The 18,961-nt window shown below is 64.2% G+C and carries 17 protein-coding genes; 6 read left to right on the plus strand and 11 right to left on the minus strand.

What is annotated here, in order from left to right:
- Positions 1-32: 32 nt before the first annotated feature.
- Positions 33-1,460: a glutamate--tRNA ligase gene (gene gltX, locus IVB48_RS03800; protein ID WP_247397575.1), complete on the minus strand. Its 1,428-nt coding sequence runs from the start codon at positions 1,458-1,460 to the stop codon at positions 33-35.
- Between the two features lie 166 nt (positions 1,461-1,626).
- Here gltX and IVB48_RS03805 point away from each other — a divergent pair, with 166 nt between their 5' ends.
- The 4 genes from IVB48_RS03805 to IVB48_RS03820 all read left to right on the plus strand — a co-directional run bounded on the left by IVB48_RS03805 (position 1,627) and on the right by IVB48_RS03820 (position 6,393).
- The gene (locus IVB48_RS03805) at positions 1,627-3,303 is read left to right on the plus strand and encodes a glutamine--tRNA ligase/YqeY domain fusion protein (RefSeq protein WP_247397589.1); all 1,677 of its coding nucleotides are present in this window, start codon (positions 1,627-1,629) and stop codon (positions 3,301-3,303) included.
- A 9-nt stretch (positions 3,304-3,312) separates the two neighbouring features.
- Positions 3,313-3,699, plus strand: a complete 387-nt coding sequence (locus IVB48_RS03810) for a nuclear transport factor 2 family protein (protein WP_247397593.1) — start codon at positions 3,313-3,315, stop codon at positions 3,697-3,699.
- Between the two features lie 85 nt (positions 3,700-3,784).
- A complete protein-coding gene (locus IVB48_RS03815; protein WP_007610829.1) occupies positions 3,785-4,018 on the plus strand; it encodes a DUF2171 domain-containing protein in 234 nt (77 codons plus the stop codon).
- A gap of 95 nt (positions 4,019-4,113) precedes the next feature.
- Positions 4,114-6,393, plus strand: coding sequence for a ComEC/Rec2 family competence protein (locus IVB48_RS03820; protein ID WP_247397595.1), 2,280 nt, complete (start codon positions 4,114-4,116; stop codon positions 6,391-6,393).
- A gap of 131 nt (positions 6,394-6,524) precedes the next feature.
- Here the strand turns inward: IVB48_RS03820 and IVB48_RS03825 are convergent, their stop codons facing one another.
- The 6 genes from IVB48_RS03825 to IVB48_RS03850 all read right to left on the minus strand — a co-directional run bounded on the left by IVB48_RS03825 (position 6,525) and on the right by IVB48_RS03850 (position 11,865).
- Positions 6,525-6,959 (minus strand): hypothetical protein, encoded by a 435-nt coding sequence (locus IVB48_RS03825; RefSeq protein WP_027567132.1) that lies wholly within the window; start codon positions 6,957-6,959, stop codon positions 6,525-6,527.
- Positions 6,960-7,422: 463 nt separating this feature from the next.
- Positions 7,423-8,124, minus strand: a complete 702-nt coding sequence (lexA, locus tag IVB48_RS03830) for a transcriptional repressor LexA (protein ID WP_106945054.1) — start codon at positions 8,122-8,124, stop codon at positions 7,423-7,425.
- Positions 8,125-8,300: 176 nt separating this feature from the next.
- The gene (glp, locus tag IVB48_RS03835) at positions 8,301-9,512 is read right to left on the minus strand and encodes a gephyrin-like molybdotransferase Glp (protein ID WP_247397598.1); all 1,212 of its coding nucleotides are present in this window, start codon (positions 9,510-9,512) and stop codon (positions 8,301-8,303) included.
- A 219-nt stretch (positions 9,513-9,731) separates the two neighbouring features.
- Positions 9,732-9,923: a hypothetical protein gene (locus IVB48_RS03840; protein ID WP_027567129.1), complete on the minus strand. Its 192-nt coding sequence runs from the start codon at positions 9,921-9,923 to the stop codon at positions 9,732-9,734.
- 167 nt (positions 9,924-10,090) lie between these two features.
- Entirely contained in the window at positions 10,091-10,723 is a 633-nt protein-coding gene (locus IVB48_RS03845) for an HAD family phosphatase (RefSeq protein WP_247356345.1), read from the minus strand.
- Between the two features lie 8 nt (positions 10,724-10,731).
- Entirely contained in the window at positions 10,732-11,865 is a 1,134-nt protein-coding gene (locus tag IVB48_RS03850; protein WP_027567127.1) for an alpha-hydroxy acid oxidase, read from the minus strand.
- Positions 11,866-12,170: 305 nt separating this feature from the next.
- Here IVB48_RS03850 and IVB48_RS03855 point away from each other — a divergent pair, with 305 nt between their 5' ends.
- Positions 12,171-13,508 (plus strand): S41 family peptidase, encoded by a 1,338-nt coding sequence (locus tag IVB48_RS03855; protein ID WP_247397601.1) that lies wholly within the window; start codon positions 12,171-12,173, stop codon positions 13,506-13,508.
- A gap of 74 nt (positions 13,509-13,582) precedes the next feature.
- Here the strand turns inward: IVB48_RS03855 and IVB48_RS03860 are convergent, their stop codons facing one another.
- The 3 genes from IVB48_RS03860 to IVB48_RS03870 form a co-directional block, all read right to left on the minus strand.
- Positions 13,583-14,446: an EamA family transporter gene (locus tag IVB48_RS03860; RefSeq protein WP_247356347.1), complete on the minus strand. Its 864-nt coding sequence runs from the start codon at positions 14,444-14,446 to the stop codon at positions 13,583-13,585.
- A 69-nt stretch (positions 14,447-14,515) separates the two neighbouring features.
- A complete protein-coding gene (locus IVB48_RS03865) occupies positions 14,516-15,046 on the minus strand; it encodes a TetR/AcrR family transcriptional regulator (RefSeq protein ID WP_247397604.1) in 531 nt (176 codons plus the stop codon).
- Between the two features lie 149 nt (positions 15,047-15,195).
- On the minus strand, positions 15,196-17,928 hold the full coding sequence (locus IVB48_RS03870; protein ID WP_247397611.1) for an EAL domain-containing protein: 2,733 nt from the start codon (positions 17,926-17,928) through the stop codon (positions 15,196-15,198).
- A 327-nt stretch (positions 17,929-18,255) separates the two neighbouring features.
- On the opposite strand from IVB48_RS03870, the gene IVB48_RS03875 reads away from it, so the two are divergent.
- Positions 18,256-18,420: a Flp family type IVb pilin gene (locus tag IVB48_RS03875; RefSeq protein WP_247397612.1), complete on the plus strand. Its 165-nt coding sequence runs from the start codon at positions 18,256-18,258 to the stop codon at positions 18,418-18,420.
- 9 nt (positions 18,421-18,429) lie between these two features.
- On the opposite strand, the gene moaC is transcribed toward IVB48_RS03875, so the two are convergent.
- Positions 18,430-18,960, minus strand: coding sequence for a cyclic pyranopterin monophosphate synthase MoaC (gene moaC / locus IVB48_RS03880; RefSeq protein WP_247397615.1), 531 nt, complete (start codon positions 18,958-18,960; stop codon positions 18,430-18,432).
- Position 18,961: the final 1 nt, after the last annotated feature.

Consider the following 18,961-nt stretch of genomic DNA (forward strand, 5'->3'; position numbering starts at 1 on the left):
CTTGGGCCCGGGTCCTTAGCGCGGTCCTAGGCCTATTCCGTGGCCTGATCTTTAAGCCGGCCCAGGCTTTCCTGGCGTCCCAGGACGTCCAAAACCTCGAATATGCCGGGCGACGTCGTCCGTCCCGTCAGCGCCGCCCGCAGCGGCTGGGCGACCGCGCCGAGCTTGAGATTATTTTCCTCGGCAAAGGCGCGCAGCGCGGCTTCCGCATTGGCCGCGCTCCACATCTCGACTTTCTCCAGCGCGGAATGAAGCTGGCCGATCAGCTTGCGGTTCTCAGGCGTCAGCAGCGCTGCCGCCTTCGGATCAAGCTCCAGCGGCCGGTCGGCGAAGATGAAATCGGCGCCGTCGATCAGTTCGATCAGCGTCTTGGCGCGCTCCTTCAGGGCCGGCATGGCCTTCAGCAGCTGCGCGCGCGTGGTGTCGTTTAACTTGGCCTTAAGCTCGTCGCGGCTGGGCACGACGTGGTCCAGCACGTCCTCGAACATCTTCACGAGTGATTGATCGTCGGCATTGCGGATGTAGTGGCCGTTGAGGTTTTCCAGCTTGGCGAAATCGAAGCGCGCTGCTGCGCGGCCGACGCTGGCGAGGTCGAACGCCGCGATCATCTCCTCGGTCGAGAAGATTTCCTGGTCGCCATGGCTCCAGCCGAGCCGGACGAGATAGTTGCGGAGCGCGGACGGGAGGTACCCCATGGCGCGGTAGGCGTCGACGCCAAGCGCGCCGTGCCTCTTGGAGAGCTTCGAGCCGTCCGGGCCGTGGATCAGGGGGATGTGGGACATGCTCGGCAGCGTCCAGCCCATCGCGTCGTAGATCTGCTTTTGGCGGGCCGCGTTGATCAAATGGTCATCGCCGCGGATGACATGGGTGACACCCATATCGTGGTCGTCGACCACCACCGCGAGCATGTAGGTCGGGTTGCCATCGCCGCGCAGCAGGACGAGGTCGTCGAGATTCTCGTTCTGCCAGACCACGCGGCCCTGGACCTGATCTTCGATCACGGTCTCGCCGGTCTGGGGCGAGCGGAGCCGGATGGTGGGCTTCACGTCGGTTGGGGCCGTCGCCGGATCGCGGTCGCGCCACAGGCCGTCATAGAGGCGGGTGCGCCCCTCGGCGCGCGCCTTCTCGCGCATCGCGGTGAGCTCCTCGGCGGTGGCGTAGCAGCGATAGGCCTTGCCCTCGGCGAGCAGCTGCTCGGCGACGTCGCGGTGGCGGGCGGCGCGGCTGAACTGATAGATGACGTCGCCGTCCCAGCCGAGCTCCAGCCATTTCAGGCCGTCTAGGATGGCGCCGATCGCCGCCTCGGTGGAGCGCTCCCGGTCGGTATCCTCGATCCGTAGCAGCATCTTGCCGCCGTGCTTCTTCGCATAGAGCCAGTTGAACAGCGCCGTGCGCGCGCCCCCGATATGGAGGAAGCCGGTCGGAGAGGGAGCGAAGCGAGTGACGACGGGAGAGGTCATTCTTGGCAAGGCCTATGCATTGGAGGCGGTGGTATATAACAGGACCGGAGCATAACTAAAGCCCGGCAGCGGTCCGCGAAGGGTTGCTTGAGACCTTGCTTAAGCCCTTGGCTCAGCCTCCCGAATTTGGCAGAAGGGCCGCTGATTTCCCTACAGGATTTTCGTAATGACAGAACCGGTGGCGAACGAGGTTGGGCGCGATTTCATTCGTGACATCATCCAGGCCGACCTCGACCAGGCCAAATACAAGGAGATCGTGACCCGGTTCCCGCCGGAGCCGAACGGCTATCTCCATATCGGCCACGCCAAGTCGATCGCGCTTAATTTCGGCATTGCCCAGGAATTTCCGGGCCGCTGCCATCTGCGCTTCGACGACACCAATCCGGTCAAGGAAGAGCAGGAATATATCGATTCCATCCAGGCCGACGTGCGCTGGCTCGGCTTCGACTGGGGCAAGAACCTGTTCTTCGCTTCGGACTATTTCGATCGCCTCTATGAATGGGCGGAGCAGCTGATCCGAGACGGGCTCGCCTATGTCGACGACCAGACCCAGGAGGAGATCCGTCTTGCGCGCGGCACGCTGACCGAGCCCGGCAAGAACTCGCCGTTCCGCGATCGCACCGTGGATGAAAACCTCGACCTGTTCCGTCGCATGAAGGCGGGCGAATTCCCGAACGGCGCGCGCGTGGTGCGGGCCAAGATCGACATGGCTGCGGGCAACATCAATCTGCGCGACCCCGTGCTGTACCGCATCCTGCATGCGCACCATCCGCGCACCGGGACCAAGTGGAGCATCTATCCGAGCTACGACTATGCCCACGGCCAGTCGGACGCGATCGAAGGCATCACGCACTCGATCTGCACGCTGGAGTTCGAGGACCATCGGCCGCTCTATGACTGGTTCATCGAGAAGCTGCCGGTGCCCTCGAAGCCGCACCAGTACGAATTCGCGCGGCTGAACCTGACCTACACGCTGCTGTCCAAGCGCGTGCTGACCCAGCTCGTCCGCGAGGGCCATGTCGCGGGCTGGGACGATCCACGAATGCCGACCATGGCGGGGATGCGCCGCCGCGGCGTGCCGCCGGCCGCCCTTCGCGAATTCGTCAAGCGCATCGGCGTGGCGAAGGCCAACAGCGTTGTCGACGTCGGCATGCTCGAATTCTGCATCCGCGAGGAGCTCAACCGCACCTCGCAGCGGCGCATGGCGGTGCTGAAGCCGCTCAAGGTCGTGATCGAGAACTACCCGGAGGGGCAGACCGAGGAGCTCGAGGCGATCAACCATCCGGACGATCCCTCCGCCGGCACGCGCAAGATCACGTTCGGCCGCGAGCTCTATATCGAGCAGGACGACTTCATGGAGAACCCGCCGAAAAAATTCTTCCGTCTGTCGCCGGGCAACGAGGTGCGGCTGCGCTACGCCTATTTCGTCAAGTGCACCGGCGTGATCAAGAACGAGGCCGGCGAGGTGGTGGAGCTGCGCTGCACCTACGATCCCGCGACCAAGGGCGGTAACGCGCCCGATGGCCGCAAGGTCAAGGCCACCATGCACTGGCTGTCGGCGGCAACATCCGTGCCCGCGGAAATCCGCGTCTACAACCAGCTGTTTGCCAATCCGAGCCCGGACGCCTCGAATTTTGCGGCCGACCTCAATCCGCAGTCGCGGGAAATTCTCGCTGATGCCCGCGTCGAAGCATCGGTCGCCGAGAGCAATTCGACCGAGCCGATGCAGTTCGAGCGCCAGGGCTATTTCGTGCGCGACAAGGACTCGACGCACGGCAGACCGGTGTTTTCCAGGACCATCGGTCTGCGCGACACGTTCGCGAAGGAAGTTGCCAAAGGCTGAGGGACCACAATGAGAGACGAAGCCGACGCCATCGTTTCCGCCATCATCGCGAAATGGCGCGCCGGCTTCGCCACGCTCGACGCCGCGGCACTCTCGTCTCTGTATTCGAAGAATGCGTTCTTCTTCGGCTCCAACCCAAAGCTCTACCGGGGCAGGGACGGCGTCGCAGACTATTTCAACGGCCTGCCACGCTGGCGCAAGCCGAGCGCGTTATTTTCCGAGGTGAAGGCGGCGCAGGCAGGTCCTGATCTGATCAATATGGCCGCGAGCATCTCGTTCGATCTCGCCGGCGAACGCCCCGATTTCTCGGTCAAGATGAGCTGGGTCATCATGCGCGAGGACGGCGACTGGAAGATCGTCAATCACCATGCTTCGTCGCAGGCGCCGCTGATCTGACCGGTGGAGCACACGACTTCGTCATCCTCGTGAGAGAACGAACATGCACCTCGCGCGTTGGGGTGGGCCCAATAAGGAACCCACCATGCAGAACATCGCAGAGCATATGGAAGTCATCGGCGCCGACGGCGTCCACATCGGCACCGTCGACAAGGTCGAAGGCAATCGCATCAAGCTGACCAAGAAGGACAGCGGCGAGGGCAGCCACAAGGGGCATCATCACTTCATCGACAAGGGCCTCGTCGCCGATATCGAGGGCAACAAGGTCCGGCTGTCGGCCAAGGCCGATGTCGCTGTGACGATGGAAGAGGAAAAGTAGCGATCGCAACCTTTCGTTCCTGATCCGTACCGCTATCCGCCCGCCTGCACGTTCCGGTAGCTTCTGACTTCGTTGCGTATCATCGAGTGCACGAAATGGCGGAGCCGGGCCGGCCGGTACGGTCGCAGGGGATCGCAGGGACGTGGCCCGCGGGCCGCACCGCGTCCGCGGGCGGCCTCGCGCCTGCAGGCCTCGACCTCTGGACATCGCTGGCCGAGACCCTCCGCGCATGGCTACGCGCCGAGGCTGGCGCCGGGCGGCTGTTGCCGTGGGTGCCCGTAGCGTTTGGCTGCGGCATCGCGCTTTATTTCTCTGCCGATCACGAGCCAGTACTGTGGGTCGTTGCCACGACCGCCATCGCACTCCTGCTTGGCGCGGCTCTGTTGCGGCGGAGCCGGCTGTTCGCCCCAGCCATCATGATCGCGGCGGTCGCGGCCGGCTTTGCCGTCGCGACCTGGAAGACGGCGCGCATCGCCCACCCGGTGCTGGCAAAGGCGCTCTATTCGGTGTCGTTGTCGGGCTTTGTCGAGGCTCGCGACATCCGCGAGCGTACCGATCGTTTCGTGCTGCGCGTCACTGCGATGGAGGCGCAACGCAGCGACGTCAGGCTTGAGCGCGTGCGCCTGTCGGTCCGCAAAGGCACCGCGCCGGAGGTCGGTAGCTTCGTTCAGCTGAAGGCACGGTTGATGCCGCCGCTCGCGCCGGTGCGGCCCGGCAGCTACGACTTTTCGCGTGACATGTTCTTCCAGGGCATCGGCGCCTCCGGCTTCGCGATGGGCGCAATCACGGTGGCGCCGCCGCCTGAGACCGCCGGCTTGCGGCTGCGTTATGCGGCCTTCATGCAAGGCCTGCGCGATGCGATCGATGCCCGCATCCGGGCGACGCTCGACGGCGACAACCGGGCGATCGCGACCGCGCTGCTTACCGGGCGGCGCGATGCGATCACCACGCCCGTCAACGATGCGATGTTCATCTCCGGTCTCGGCCACGTGCTCTCGATTTCCGGTTATCACATGGCCGTCGTTGCCGGTGTCGTGTTCTTCGCGGTGCGGGCGCTGCTCGCTCTGATCCCGGGACTTGCGGCCGGCTTCGCCATCAAGAAATGGTCGGCGGCCGCCGCGCTGGTCGCTGCTGCGTTCTACCTGCTGCTGTCGGGCGCGGAGGTCGCAACGCAAAGATCGTTCTTCATGACGGCGGTAGTGCTGATCGCGGTGATGGTCGATCGCCGCGCCATCACCTTTCGCACGCTTGCTGTCGCCGCGCTGATCGTGCTGGCGGTCGCGCCGGAAGCACTGGTGCATCCGAGTTTTCAGATGTCGTTTGCGGCAACGCTCGGGCTCGTCGCCTTGGTGCAGATCGGCATGCCCAATTTGTTTGCCTCGCCGGACCATTCGGCGACCGCGCGCATTGCGATGTGGGGTGGCCGCGAGATCGCGATGCTGTTCATGGCCTCGCTGATTGCGGGACTTGCGACCACGCCCTACGCCGCTTTCCATTTCCACCGTGTCACGCCGTTTGGCGTGCTTGCCAATCTCGGCGCGATGCCGGTGGTCTCGGCGCTGGTGATGCCGGCGGGATTGTTGGGGCTGCTTGCTGCGCCGTTCGGGCTGGACAGCGTGTTCTGGTGGCTGATGGGGATCGGCATCGAGTGGATGGTCGCGGTCTCGCGCTGGGTCGCGGCCTTACCGGGCGCGGTCGGCCGCATCCCGGCGTTCGGGATCACGCCGCTGATCGCGGCGAGCCTGGGAATCATTGTGCTAGGCTTGTTGCGCACGCCGCTACGCTGGTCCGGCGCCCTGGTCCTGCTGGCAGCGATCCTCTGGGGACTGTCGGCGCGGCAGCCCGACATCCTGATTGCCGGGGATGGCGCCAGCGTCGCGGTGCGGGGCAGGGACGGACATCTGCACCTGATCAGGACGAGCAAGGACAGCTTTCTGCTCAAGGAGTGGCTCGCTGCCGACGCAGATCCGCGCGATGCCGGCAGAGCCTCGCTGGCCGATGGCGTGTCCTGTGACGAATCGGGCTGCGTGACGCCACTGGCCGACGGGAGGTTGGTCGCGCTGGCACTGCGCGTCGACGCTCTCGCGGACGATTGTAGTCGGGCCGCGCTGGTGGTGACGACACGCCCCGCGCCGCCCGATTGCGCGGCGATGGTGGTCGATCGGCAACGGCTCGCCAGCCAGAGTGCGCTGGCGCTAACGCAGCGTGGTGACGGCTTTGTGGTTCAGGCGGTGAGGGCGAGAGGCGCGAGCCGCCCCTCGTTGCCAGCCGGCGCAGGCGAGGGTGATTTCGACGGCAGCCTTGCGCCCAAGGCGATCGCACCCCGCATCAAGGACGCAACGCCGGCGGAGACCGACTTGCAGGCCGACGATTGATCTGACGGTGCGGAGCAATGCAGTGGATTGGTGCATCTGCTCGGATTCACTGGGCGCAAACCGCGCCATCTCGCCGGCCACGGCCGGCGACGGCGATTCAATCTTGACCTCCGACCTCGTAGCCGGCTGCGTCAGCCGATCGGCAGGCGCGTGACGGTCGGCTGCCTGTCGACGATGACCTGCGCCTTGTGCTCGCGCTCCGTCACCGGCTGGGTCACAGGCAGTTGCAGCACGGTCGCGCGCTGGCCTTCGACGAGCTGCGTCACCAGCACATATTTGCCGTCGGGGAATTCGATCGCGTCGTGATGGCGGTCGGGAACGTGCGGATCGATCTTGCCGAACTTGCCCACGCGGGAATTGATGGTGCGCGTCCAGATCCAGCGATTGTCGTAGCGAACGTCGTCGGCGAAGGCGAGCTCCGTTCCCGGCAGCAGGCAGACGGCAACAGACGGATCGGCTGCCGAGGCGAAGCCGCGCGTCGAGGTGCCGCGGAAGCTTGTCGTGACGATCGTCTCGCCGACTTCGGCGGGGCGCGACGCGACGGCATGCAGGCTGTAGTCACACATCGGGTGCTCCTCATGCTGGGATAGCAACCCGCGTCTCTTAATCGAGGCGCAGGCCTCTATCAGAGTTGAAGCATGAAGCTCTGCTTGGTTGTGGGCAAATCTGCGGCTGGTTTCCGCGAGCCGCGATCACATTATCTTTCCCGAATTCAATAGGAACAAAGCGAGTTGCGATGCATTCGGGAGGCGCGTGCGCGAATATCGCCGGCTTGACTGCCACGGTCGAGCTTGATCGCTGGCCGCTGTTTCCTCGAACACTTGCGCCGCGAACCAGTTCCGCTTCGTGGGCGTCGCGAGGAGCCAGCGCCGAAGGAGGGGCCGGATAGTCTGTGCAGAACCAGAAAGACTACCCAGCCGGAGCGGACGATGATCCGCTCCAATCCCTGACCGGCGATGCCGATCGGAAGCGCACGCGGCGCCAAGCACCTCCGGTATGAAGTACTCCCGGTATCAAGGACGCCCGGTATCAGTACTTCCGGTAAAGCCCGATCAGCTTGCCCTGAATCTTCACCCGGTTGGGCGGCAGGATGCGGACCTCATAGGCCGCGTTGGCGGGCTCGAGCGCGATCGAGGCGCCGCGACGGCGGAAGCGCTTCAGCGTCGCTTCCTCGTCGTCGATCAGCGCCACCACGATGTCCCCTGTATCGGCGCTCTCGTTGCGCTGAATCAGCGCCATGTCGCCGTCAAGGATGCCGGCCTCGACCATGGAATCACCGCGCACTTCGAGCGCGTAATGCTCGCCCGAGCCGAGCATGTCAGGCGGTACGCTGATAGTATGGCTGCGGGTCTGCAACGCCTCGATCGGCGTGCCGGCCGCGATGCGACCCATCACCGGCACCGCGACGGGACGTTCGCCCTCGTCCGCGGGCAGGCTGGAGCTCGCGCGCACCTTGCCGAGATTGCCCTCGATGACGCTCGGCGTGAAGCCGCGGCGGCTGCCTGCGGCTGCCTGGAGCTCCGGCAGCTTGATGACTTCAATCGCACGGGCGCGGTTGGGCAGGCGTCGGATAAAGCCACGCTCCTCGAGCGCCGTGATCAGGCGATGGATGCCCGACTTCGAGCGCAGGTCGAGCGCATCCTTCATCTCGTCGAAGGAGGGCGGTACGCCGCTTTCCTTCAGACGTTCACTGATGAACCGCAGAAGCTCGTATTGTTTGCGCGTTAACATCTCGACCAAAGTCCCCCGGTTGATGTCGTCCGATTCCGAGACGCTGAATTCGGCAATATGCCGCTACATGCTCGAAACAAATCATGAACGGACACTATATGTTCGATACATGTTCCGCAACTGCTTAATTTACCGTGAACAGAGCAAAGTTGGCGGAACGCGCATTGCCGGGGCGCTCAGACAGGGAGCCGCAACACTTCGCAAGCCGTGCCGGCTTCGGCCTTCGGCGCGAACGGTGCGCGCACGAGAAGTACCTGCGCTGCAGCGAGATTCGCAAGCAGCGAAGAGTCCTGATGATTGACGGGAAGAACGACGCGTGTGCCATCGTCGCGCTCCTCCAGATGCGCGCGCAGATAGTCCTCGCGCTGGTCGTTGGCGCTGACGTCGCGGCCGAGCACGGCGCGCTCACGGCGATGGTGAATCACTGAACGGCCCGACAGGGCACGAATCAGCGGCACCATGAACAGGAAAGCGCACACGTAGGACGACACGGGATTGCCCGGCAGACCGATCACGCCCATTGCGCCGAGCCGCCCGTGCATCATCGGCTTGCCTGGCCGCATCGCGATCTTCCAGAACGCCATCGCGATGCCTTCGTCCCGCAGTGCCTGCTGGACCAGATCGTGGTCGCCGACCGATGCGCCTCCGGTCGTGATCAGGATGTCGGCGCCGCTCTCACGGGCGCGGCGGATGCCGGCGGTGGTGGCCTCCAGCGTGTCGGCGGCAATACCGAGGTCGATGGTCTCGGCGCCTTCGCTGCGGGCGAGCGCGTGCAGGGCGTAGCCGTTGGAATAGACGATCTGGCCGTGGCCGGGCGTGCTGCCCGGCATCACCAGTTCGTCGCCGGTGGCGAGAATCGCGACCTTCGGACGCCCGCAAACGGCAAGGTGCGGATGATTCATCCCGGCGGCGAGCGCGAGGTCGCGCTCGGTGAGACGGCTTCCCTTGCGCAGGAGCACGTCGTCCTCGCGGAAATCGACGCCGGCGGGGCGAATGTGCCGACCGGCGATCGCGGCTTCCTTGATCGTGATACGCTTGCCGGCGGCGACGGTGTCCTCCTGGATCACGACGGCGTCCGCGCCACCGGGAACGACGCCGCCGGTGAAGATCCGCACGGCCTCGCCGGCGCCGACCATCCCCGCGAACGGTCGGCCCGCCGCGACTTCGCCGATGATGGTGAGCTCCGAATCGATCGTCGCGGCATCGGCCGCTCGCACCGCGTAGCCGTCCATCGCCGACATCGCCTGCGGCGGCTGCGTGCGCCGCGCCGCGACGTCACGCGCGAGCACGCGATGGTAGGCCTGGTCGAGGGAGATCATTTCTTCCGGCAGCGGCTCTGCACCCGCCAGCACCGCGGCAAGCGCGTCGGAAACCGGCATCAAGGCCACGGCGAAAACTCCTGCTCGGCACGTTCGGGCGAATGTTCCGCACGTCTTCTAGCCGAGCGCGGGCGCAGAGGCAAAACAGCCGAGCGGGTGCAGTCATCCCACCGCATTGTTCCGGAAGGCAGGATCAAGCGCGTTGCGGCACGATCCGAAGAACGTGCCAGATCGGCAGGACAATGGTCATGGCAAGACGAGAACGACGAGCGCCCCGGCCTGCATCGATCAGCTCCCTGGCTGCCCGTGAGTTACGTCGGGCGCCTTGGGTCCCTGATCCTTGTCGGGCAGCGGATCGGCCTGGGATTTCAGGTCGGCGGCCTTGCTCACAAGCTTGGCGGAAAGATCCGAATCTGAAGTTGTCCTGGCGAATTCAAGAAGAAGAGAGGCCTGCTTGGTGAGGTAGGTTTTGCCCAACACGATGATGCATCCGTCTGTAGAAGTCCCAACGGACTCTAGAGTCCGGAAGACGGCATTCCGTTCCGGGAACTCTGTATAAAAATGCACAAAGTGATCGGGTTCCTAAACTTCTTCACAATTAGTCGCGTTGGCCGCATCTCCGGGGGTCTCGCGGCGGCAGATCGTCGTCAGATGCCCAATGCTTTCAATGCGTTCCCCACATCACGCGGCGAGGTCACATGCACGGCCGTCAAGCCGCGCGCCCGCGCTCCCTCGATGTTTTCGGCAAGATCGTCGAAGAACACGATACGCCCGGCGGGCACGCCGATCGCCGCGACGACGTGGTCGAAGGCCTCGGCATCCGGTTTGCGCAGGCCGATGCTGGACGACAAATACAGCTCGCGGAAATGGCCGAGGAGGTCGGCATATTCCCTTGAGAAATGGTCCACGTGTGGCCGGTTGGTGTTGGAGAAAGCGTACAGCGGCATCTGCTTCGCTGCCCGCGGCAGCAGCTCGGCGATGTCAGGCATTTCACCGGCGAAGATCGCGTTCCAGCCTTCCAGGAACTGCGCATCTGAAATGCCGATTCCGAGCGAGGCTCGCAATGAGGCGAAATAATCCTCATCGCTGATCTTCCCCATCTCGTGCAACCGATAGGCTTCGCTGTCGCGCACATAGCGCGCGACGATGGATTCGGGCTTGCAGCCGGCGTGTCCCGCCCAGCAGGCGATCGCCTTGGAGAAATCGATATCGAGCACCACGCGGCCGAGATCGAACAGAAGCGCATCCGCGCTGCCGGGAGAGAGCGATGTCACCTGCATCCTTTCACTCAGTATCGATATGGCTCGTGGTCGAACAGTGGAAACGCGCTGAACACGCTCGGCGCGTTGGTTGCGGTCGCGTGGTGCAGGCAGGATTTGTTGACCTCGGCGAACGAGGTCGCACCCAAGAGGCCGAGGCAGCGCAGCACTTCGTCCTCGAGCAGCTCCAGCATGCGCGCCACGCCGGCTTCGCCGGCCGCCGCCAGCGCCCAGCATTGCAGCCGGCCGATGCCGACGAGGTCGGCGCCCGCTGCGATCGCCTTGACGATGTCGGTGCCGCGACAGACACCGCCATCGACCATGATCTTTGCGCGGCCGTTCACGGCGTCAACGATCTCGGGCAGCACGTGCATGGCGCCGCGACCGTGATCGAGCTGACGGCCGCCATGGTTGGAGACGTAGATCCATTCGACGCCGTGATCGATCGCGATCAGCGCGTCCTCTGCCGTCGCGATGCCCTTGAGGATCAGCGGGATCTTGAACTTGTCCTTGATCATCTTCACGGTCCGCCACTCCAGACCTTTCTGGTAATCGCCGCCGGTGGCGCGCAGCCGACTCTCGCGAACGTAGCGCTTGGCGATGTCACGTTCGCGACGGCTGTAATGAGCGGTATCGACGGTCAGGCAGAAGGCGGCATAGGCGTTCTTCTCAGCCCGGCTGACGACGTCGGCGACGAAGGCGTCGTCGCCGCGCACATAGAGCTGGTAGAGCCGCAGCGCGTCGGGCGCACCTTCGGCGGTCTTCTCGAGGCCGGGCTCGGACACTGAACTGAGCATGTGCGCCGCACCGAAAGTGCCGCAGGCGCGTGCCACGCTCGCGGCGCCATCCGGATCGAAGATCTCGAGCGCGCCGACGGGGGCGAGCACCACCGGCAGGCGCATCTTGCGGCCGAACTGCTCGACCGAGCCGGTGACCTTGCGGACATCGCGCAGCACACGCGGGCGGAAGGCGATCTCGTCCAGCGCCATGCGGTTGCGACGCATCGTGGTCTCGGTTTCGGCCGCGCCGACGATATAATCCCAGGCATTCTGGTTGAGGTTGGAACGCGCTTTCCGGATGAATTCGTGCAGATTCTGGAACGGCTCGGTGCTGGCGCCGAGCTCGACGTTCCTGTCCGGCTGGATGCGGGGTGCTTCGTTCATTGTTATCCTCCCGAGAATTTGAAGCCTTACCTCATCGCCTAACCCGTCCAGGTCGCCAAAACCATCCTAAAATGGCATGGCTGCAAGGCGTGGGCCGGCCGGCCGTCCCCGCTGCGCACGAACCGGGTCCTGCAACGTTGCCAAAAGTTTAGGCCCCGACGAAGGGATTTTTACGGTGTATCCGCCGGCGTGGCATCCCGGCCTTGAAGAAACCAGAATGGTATTGTGAGAAGCAGGCTGGATCGCCATTTGCATGGCGGCTCTCCAGCCCCACCGAACCGCGAAGCAAAAAGGCCAGTCTATCCATGCGGAAAACCCTGCTGTTTCCAATGGGCGCGCTCACCGGAGCGTGTCTGACCCTTCTGGTAGCCAGTCCGCACGGCGGCGTGTGGGCGGCACGGGCGGCAGCGAGCGCGGACGACGCCTATTCCAAGCTCAATTTGTTCGGCGAAGTGTTCGAGCGGGTGAAGGCGAGCTATGTCGAGAAGCCTGACAATGCCAAGCTGATCGAAGGCGCGATCACCGGCATGGTGACCTCGCTCGATCCGCACTCGCGCTACATGAACGACAAGGCCTGGACCGAGATGCAGGAGACCACCTCCGGCGAGTTCGGCGGGCTCGGCATCGAGGTCACGATGGAGGAGGGGCTGGTCAAGGTCGTCTCGCCGATCGACGACACGCCGGCGTCCAAGGCCGGCATCATGTCGGGCGACCTCATCAGCAAGATCGACGGCGATGCCGTGCAGGGCATGACGCTCGAGCAGGCCGTCAACAAGATGAAGGGGCCGGTCGAGACCCAGACCAAGCTCACGATCGTGCGCAAGGGGGCCGACGCCCCGCTCGACGTCGCGATCAAGCGCGAGATCATCCATGTGCGCCCCGTGCGCTTCCACGTCGAGAACGGCGATATCGGCTATATCCGCGTCACCTCGTTCAACGAGCAGACCACCGACGGCCTGAAGAAGGCGATTTCATCGATCTCGAAGGACGTTCCGCCGGAGAAGCTGGTCGGCTACGTGATGGACCTGCGCAACAATCCGGGCGGACTGCTCGACCAGGCCGTGTCAGTGTCGAGCGCGTTCCTGCAGCGTGGCGAAGTCGTCTCGACCCGCGGCCGCAACGCCGAGGAGACCCAGCGCTTCACCGCGCATGGCGGCGACCTCACCAAGGGCAAACCGCTGGTGGTTCTGGTCAACGGCGGATCGGCTTCGGCCTCCGAGATCGTGGCCGGCGCATTGCACGATCACAAGCGCGCGACCATCATCGGCACGCGCTCGTTCGGCAAGGGCTCGGTGCAGACCATCATCCCGCTCGGCGCCGGCAACGGCGCGCTGGCGCTGACCACGGCGCGCTACTACACGCCCTCGGGCCGCTCGATCCAGGCCCAGGGCATCGCGCCCGACATCGAGATCCTCCAGGACGTGCCGCCCGAGCTGAAGGGCCGGATGGACACCATGGCGGAGTCCCAGATGCGCGGCCATCTCCAGGCGGCCGATGGCACCGAGCAGACCGGATCGCAGTCCTATGTCCCGCCGGAGGCGAAAGACGACAAGGCCCTGCATACGGCCTACGACTTCCTGCACGGCCAAACCGCGAATGCGGTCGCCGCCAAGCCCGGGCCGAAGGCTGCGGTGCCGAACTAGGCTCTCGCCAGTTCCAGACATCGATCGCCCGGGAGTGGATGGCCGCTCCCGGGCGAATTCGTCTTGGACGCGTCTCAGCTGGGGTTCAAGGCGCTCGGTCTCAACTGTGTCAAGGCGACACCGGAGATCGCGAGCAGCCCGCCGATCATCAATTTTGAAGTCATGTGTTCGCCCAGGAACAACACACTCGACATCAAGGCGAACACCGGAAGCAGCAGACCGAAAGGTGCGACGCGGCCCATCGAGCAACGCCCGATCAGCCAAAACCATAGGCCAAACCCAACAATTCCTCCGATGAAAATCGTGTAGGCGAGCGCCAGCCAACCACGTCCATCTGCCGTGACGAGGCTCGCGAGTTGTCCATGTTCAAGGAGCAGCGACATCAACATGACCTGCGGCACGGTGAGCAGCGAGGACCATCCCATCAACATCAGGGGATCAAAAGGGCCGTAGCGCTTCGTCAACACGTTGGACACCGCGAAAGCGAAGGCCGCCCCGACCACGAGCAGCAGTGGAAGCGCGTTTGCGGAGAGGCCGGGCCCTGCTGCCAACACGACCACGCCGACGAATGCAAGCGCCACTCCGGCGGACGTGGTGAGAGACGGCTTCTCCGCGAGCAGTGGCCACGCCAACAGTACGGTGAAGGGCGTGGCGAGTTGATAGGCGACGGCCGACATGCTTCCCGAGCCGAGCCCAAGGCCAACATAGAACAGCCCGAAGTTCAGCCCACCGAGGAAAAGCGAAATAGCCGCGATCGGGCCGAACTGTGGACGCGTGGGACGTTTGACGAGCGGAACGAGCAGCATTGCGATGGCCAGGAAGCGCAGCGCGAGGAAGAACAGAGGCGGGAATTCCGTAACGCCGACTTTGATGGCCACGAACTGATAACCCCAGAGCAGGGGGACGGCCACAGCGCAGACGATCTGGATGGCGGACATGGCATTCTTTCTTTAAAGACCGATCAGTCCATATATTGGAGTGCCAGCAGCAGGGGCGTCCAAACGTGTCTACCTGATGAAACGGTTGAGAAGCGCGTCAACGGTGGCTTGCGACGTGATCCGCGTCGGTGCCGTTTTGCCGACCACGCGCAGCCCCTCGACGAAACAGAGGAGAATTTTGGCGGCACTGGAGGGCTCGACGCCATCGGCCAATTTGCCCGCCGCCTTGGCACGGGACAGGGCACCAGCCACCCTGGCCTCCATGGCTTTGAAAAAGCTCGCGATGCGGCGATCGACTTCAGCGTCACGGCCAGCCAGTTCCATGGCTGTGGCCACCAGCAGGCATCCGCGCCGACCATTGGCCCCGCTCGTTCGGTCGACATAGCCGGCGAGGTAGGCCCGCAGTCCATCGACCGGCTCTTTGTCGAATTCGACGTCCATCCGTGTCAGGGCCTCGGCGACGTAGCGATCAAGCGCACGCAGGAACAGCGAGTGCTTGTCTCCGAAAGCGGCGTAAAGGCTGCCACGCGAGAGCTGCGTCGCACGAAGCAGGTCCGGTAGCGCCGTGGCGTGATAGCCGCGTGACCAGAACACCCCCATCGCGCGTTCGACAGCGGCGTCCGTGTCGAAACTTCGGGGACGGCCACGGGGCGAGGGCACTGGGTTTTGGCGGCGCATTGCCGATATATAGACCAAACGGTCTTCAATTCAAGCGGTCGCTCGCGCCGTTTGGCTGTACGTCGATGTTTCTAGCCCGCTTCGCGGCGGCGGCCTTCGTTGCCGCCGCGCTGGGCGAGACGACTGCGATGAACTGCGAACAGCTCCAGCACCTTGTCGGCGGGTTTTGCGGCGCTGAACAGATAGCCCTGCATCTCGGAGCAGCCGAGTGCACGCAGCAGACGCTGCTGCTCCTCGGTCTCGACGCCCTCGGCCGTGGTGGTCATGCGGCGGGCGGCCGCGAGATTGACGACCGCCTGCACGATGCTGGCGGAGCCGTCGGGGCCGGCGATGTCGCTGACGAAGCAGCGGTCGATCTTGATCTTGTCGAACGGGAAGCGGTGCAGATAGCTCAGCGAGGAGTAGCCGGTGCCGAAATCGTCGAGCGCGATGCGGACGCCGATGGCGCGGAGTTGATGCAGGATTGCAAGCGCCGTGTCGTCGTCGCGGATCAGCACCGCCTCGGTGATTTCGAGCTCGAGCCGGCTCGCCGGCAAATCGGAGGCGGCAAGCGCCGCCATGATCTTCAGCGCCAGCGTGCCGCTCTTGAACTGCACCGGCGAGACGTTGACGGCGAGGCGGATGTCGTCAGGCCAGTTCGCCGCGTCCCGGCAGGCGGTCGCCAGCACCCATTCGCCGATCTCGTTGATCAGGCCGGTGTCCTCGGCGATCGGAATGAACTCGGCCGGCGAGACCATGCCGCGCTCGGGATGGCGCCAGCGCACCAGCGCCTCGCAGCCGGTGATGCGGTCGTCCTTCAGGCTGAGGCAGGGCTGGTAATACACCTCGAGGCCGCCTTCGCGCCCGCCTTGGGCGATGGCGTGGCGCAGGTCGATCTCGAGCTGCCGCCGCTCGTGGATCTTGGCGTCCATCTCCGGCTCGAAAAAGCGGTAGGTGCGGCGCCCTGCGGCTTTGGCGGCGTACATCGCCATATCCGCGTTCTTCAGGATCTGGTCCAGCGCCGTTCCATGTTGCGGCGCCAGCGCGATGCCGAAGCTGGCGTCGGTGGCAAGATGATGTCCCATGCAGTCGAACGGCGCGCGGATGGCCTCAAACACCCGCGCGACGAGTTCGTTGACCTGATCCAGCGATGTCACCGCGCTCTGGACGATGGCAAATTCGTCGCCGCCGAGGCGCGCCACGAAGTCCGCCGGCCCCGCACAGCGGTGGAGGCTCTGCGCGACCGACTTCAGGAGCTCGTCGCCGACGAGGTGCCCGAGCGCGTCGTTGACGCCCTTGAACTCGTCGATGTCGATGTAGTGCACCGCGAGTTGTTCGCCCCCGGCGACGAGATCGAGTTCCTGACGCAGATGCTCGTGGAACATGGTGCGGTTGGGCAGGTCGGTCAGCGCGTCGTAATGAGCGAGATGGGTGATGCGCTCCTCGATACGCCGGCGCTCCGTGATGTCCTCATGCGTCGCCACCCAGCCGCCGTCCGTGAGCGGTTCGTTGACGATCTGGATCGAGCGACCGTCGGAGGTCTCGACCACCATGGAATTGCGCACGTGGACGTCGCGCAGGACCCGTGCGACATACTGGTCCGCATCGCCGGTGAACGAGCCGGTGGCTTTGCGGTGTGCGATGATATCGTGAAAGCTGCAGCCGGGTCTCACGATTTCGGCCGACAGCCCGTACATCTCGATGTAGCGCTGATTGCAGATCACGAGCTGCTGCGAGGCGTCGAACAGCAGCAGGCCCTGGGTCATGTTGTTGACGGCGCGGTCGAGACGCTGCTTTTCCAGCGTCAGCCGTTCCCGCGAAAGACGATGCTGCTCCAGGAGCTTGCGAACGATCGCGATCAACACGCCCGCAATGGCCAGCGCGGAAGAGGCCGCGACCGAGATCAGGATGCCGATCTGCTCGCGCCAGTCCGTCAGGGCCGTCGCGCGCGTCGTGGTGGCCATCATCAGGATCGGGAAGTGAGGCAGGGCGTGTGAGGAAATCAGCCGGTCTTCGCCGTCGACGGGGCTCATGAAGCGGCCGGTAAAATGGTCGAGCCCGAAAACCCTTTGATGCGCGAACGGACCGTTCTTGAAATTCCGTCCCATCAATTCATTGGAATGGGGATAACGGGCGAGCATCGTGCCGTCCCGGTGCAGCATCGAGATCGTCGTGCTTTCGCCGAGCACGGCTGACTCGAAGAATTTTTCGAAATTTGCCGGCTCGATGCCGCGTCCGACCGCACCCATGAATTCGCCGTTCGGTCCGACGATCTTGCGCACGATCAGGATGGTCCAGGCGCCGGAGATGCGACTGTAAAGTGGCTCGATCAGGACGTCGGGAGCGTCGGGATCGTACCGGAAGGTCTGGAAATAGGCGCGATCGGCAACGTTCACGTTCGGAGCCGGCCATGCCGTCGACGAATTGATCAAATTGCCTTCGGCATCGATGATATTGAGGCCGCCTATGTAGGGCAGTGCGTCGATCTTCGAACGCAGCATCCGATGGAGGTCCTGGCCGGCGAGGCGCTTGCGATAGTCCGCCGCACTGGTAATGCCGCTCGCGCGGACGTAGTCGACGAAATCCTTCTGGATGACCGCGAAATCCTGCAATTGCTGGTCGAAATGATGGGCCAGCATCAGCACGGTGTTTTCCAGCTCGCGGCCGGAGCTGCGCAGCGCACGTTCGCGGAAATTCTGCGCCATCAGCGTCGCGCCGACGGCGATCGCAGCGATCAGCAGCGTGCCGCCCACCACCAGCCAGCGGATCGGTCCGCTGCGCACGAAGGCCTGGTCAAAAAGGCGACTGCCGAATCCCGTCATCATGATCGATCGTTGTCGTGCGCACGTCAGGGTCAATTCTTGGCCCCGGAAACATCCGTTGGTTTACGGGAACGGAGTGGAGGCGAAGTTAGCAAGCTGGGTTAATGCGCCGTGAACGGACGCTCACAAAAGCAATCAATATGCGGGACGCGCGGCCTGCAGGAATTGCCGGAAGCTTCCGCGGCCGAACAATTTCTGCCGATCATCGCGATGATCAATCGAAGCTTAACCATCTAAGGTGCTGGCGATCCTCAAGTTCGTATTGGCACACGAATTGCGAACGTCTTCGCAACGACGAACGTCTTCGCAATGACGCAGAGGGATACGATCATGAAGAATGCTTTGAAGGATTTTCTCGCCGACGAAACCGGCGCAACCGCGATCGAGTATGGCCTGATCGCCGCCGGCATCGCGCTTGCGATCATCGCCGTGGTGAACGGCCCGGGCAGCAAGCTCAATTCAAAATTCGGGTCGATCAGCGCATCGCTGAAGTAGCAGCGGCAATCAGACGCGGTAATGGCCGGACTTGCCGCCGAGCTTCTCGACCAGGTGGATGCCTTCGATGCGCACGCCGCGTTCCACCGCCTTGATCATGTCGTAGATGGTGAGACAGGCGACCGAGACGGCGGTGAGCGCTTCCATCTCGACGCCGGTCGGGCCCGTGACCTTCACGCTGGCGCGGACGAGGCAGCCCGGCAGCGTCGCGTCGGGCTCGATCTCGACCGTCACCTTCGACAGCGCGAGGGGATGGCAGAGCGGAATCAGCTCCGCGGTGCGCTTGGCGGCCATGATGCCGGCGATGCGGGCGGTGCCGAGCACGTCGCCCTTCTTGGCGTTGCCGGACACGATCAGGTCAAGCGTCGCCCTGGTCATGACAACGCGTCCTTCCGCGACCGCGAGCCGCTCGCTCGCGGGCTTATCCGACACGTCAACCATCCGCGCCTCGCCGGAGGCGCCGATATGGGTGAGGGCAGGGCCGGTCTTGGTCTTGGACTTGGACTTGGCTGGTTTCGTCGCGGTCGGCTTACGGGCCATG

Origin of the sequence: Bradyrhizobium sp. 76 (assembly GCF_023073025.1) — a bacterium.
Taxonomy (GTDB): domain Bacteria; phylum Pseudomonadota; class Alphaproteobacteria; order Rhizobiales; family Xanthobacteraceae; genus Bradyrhizobium.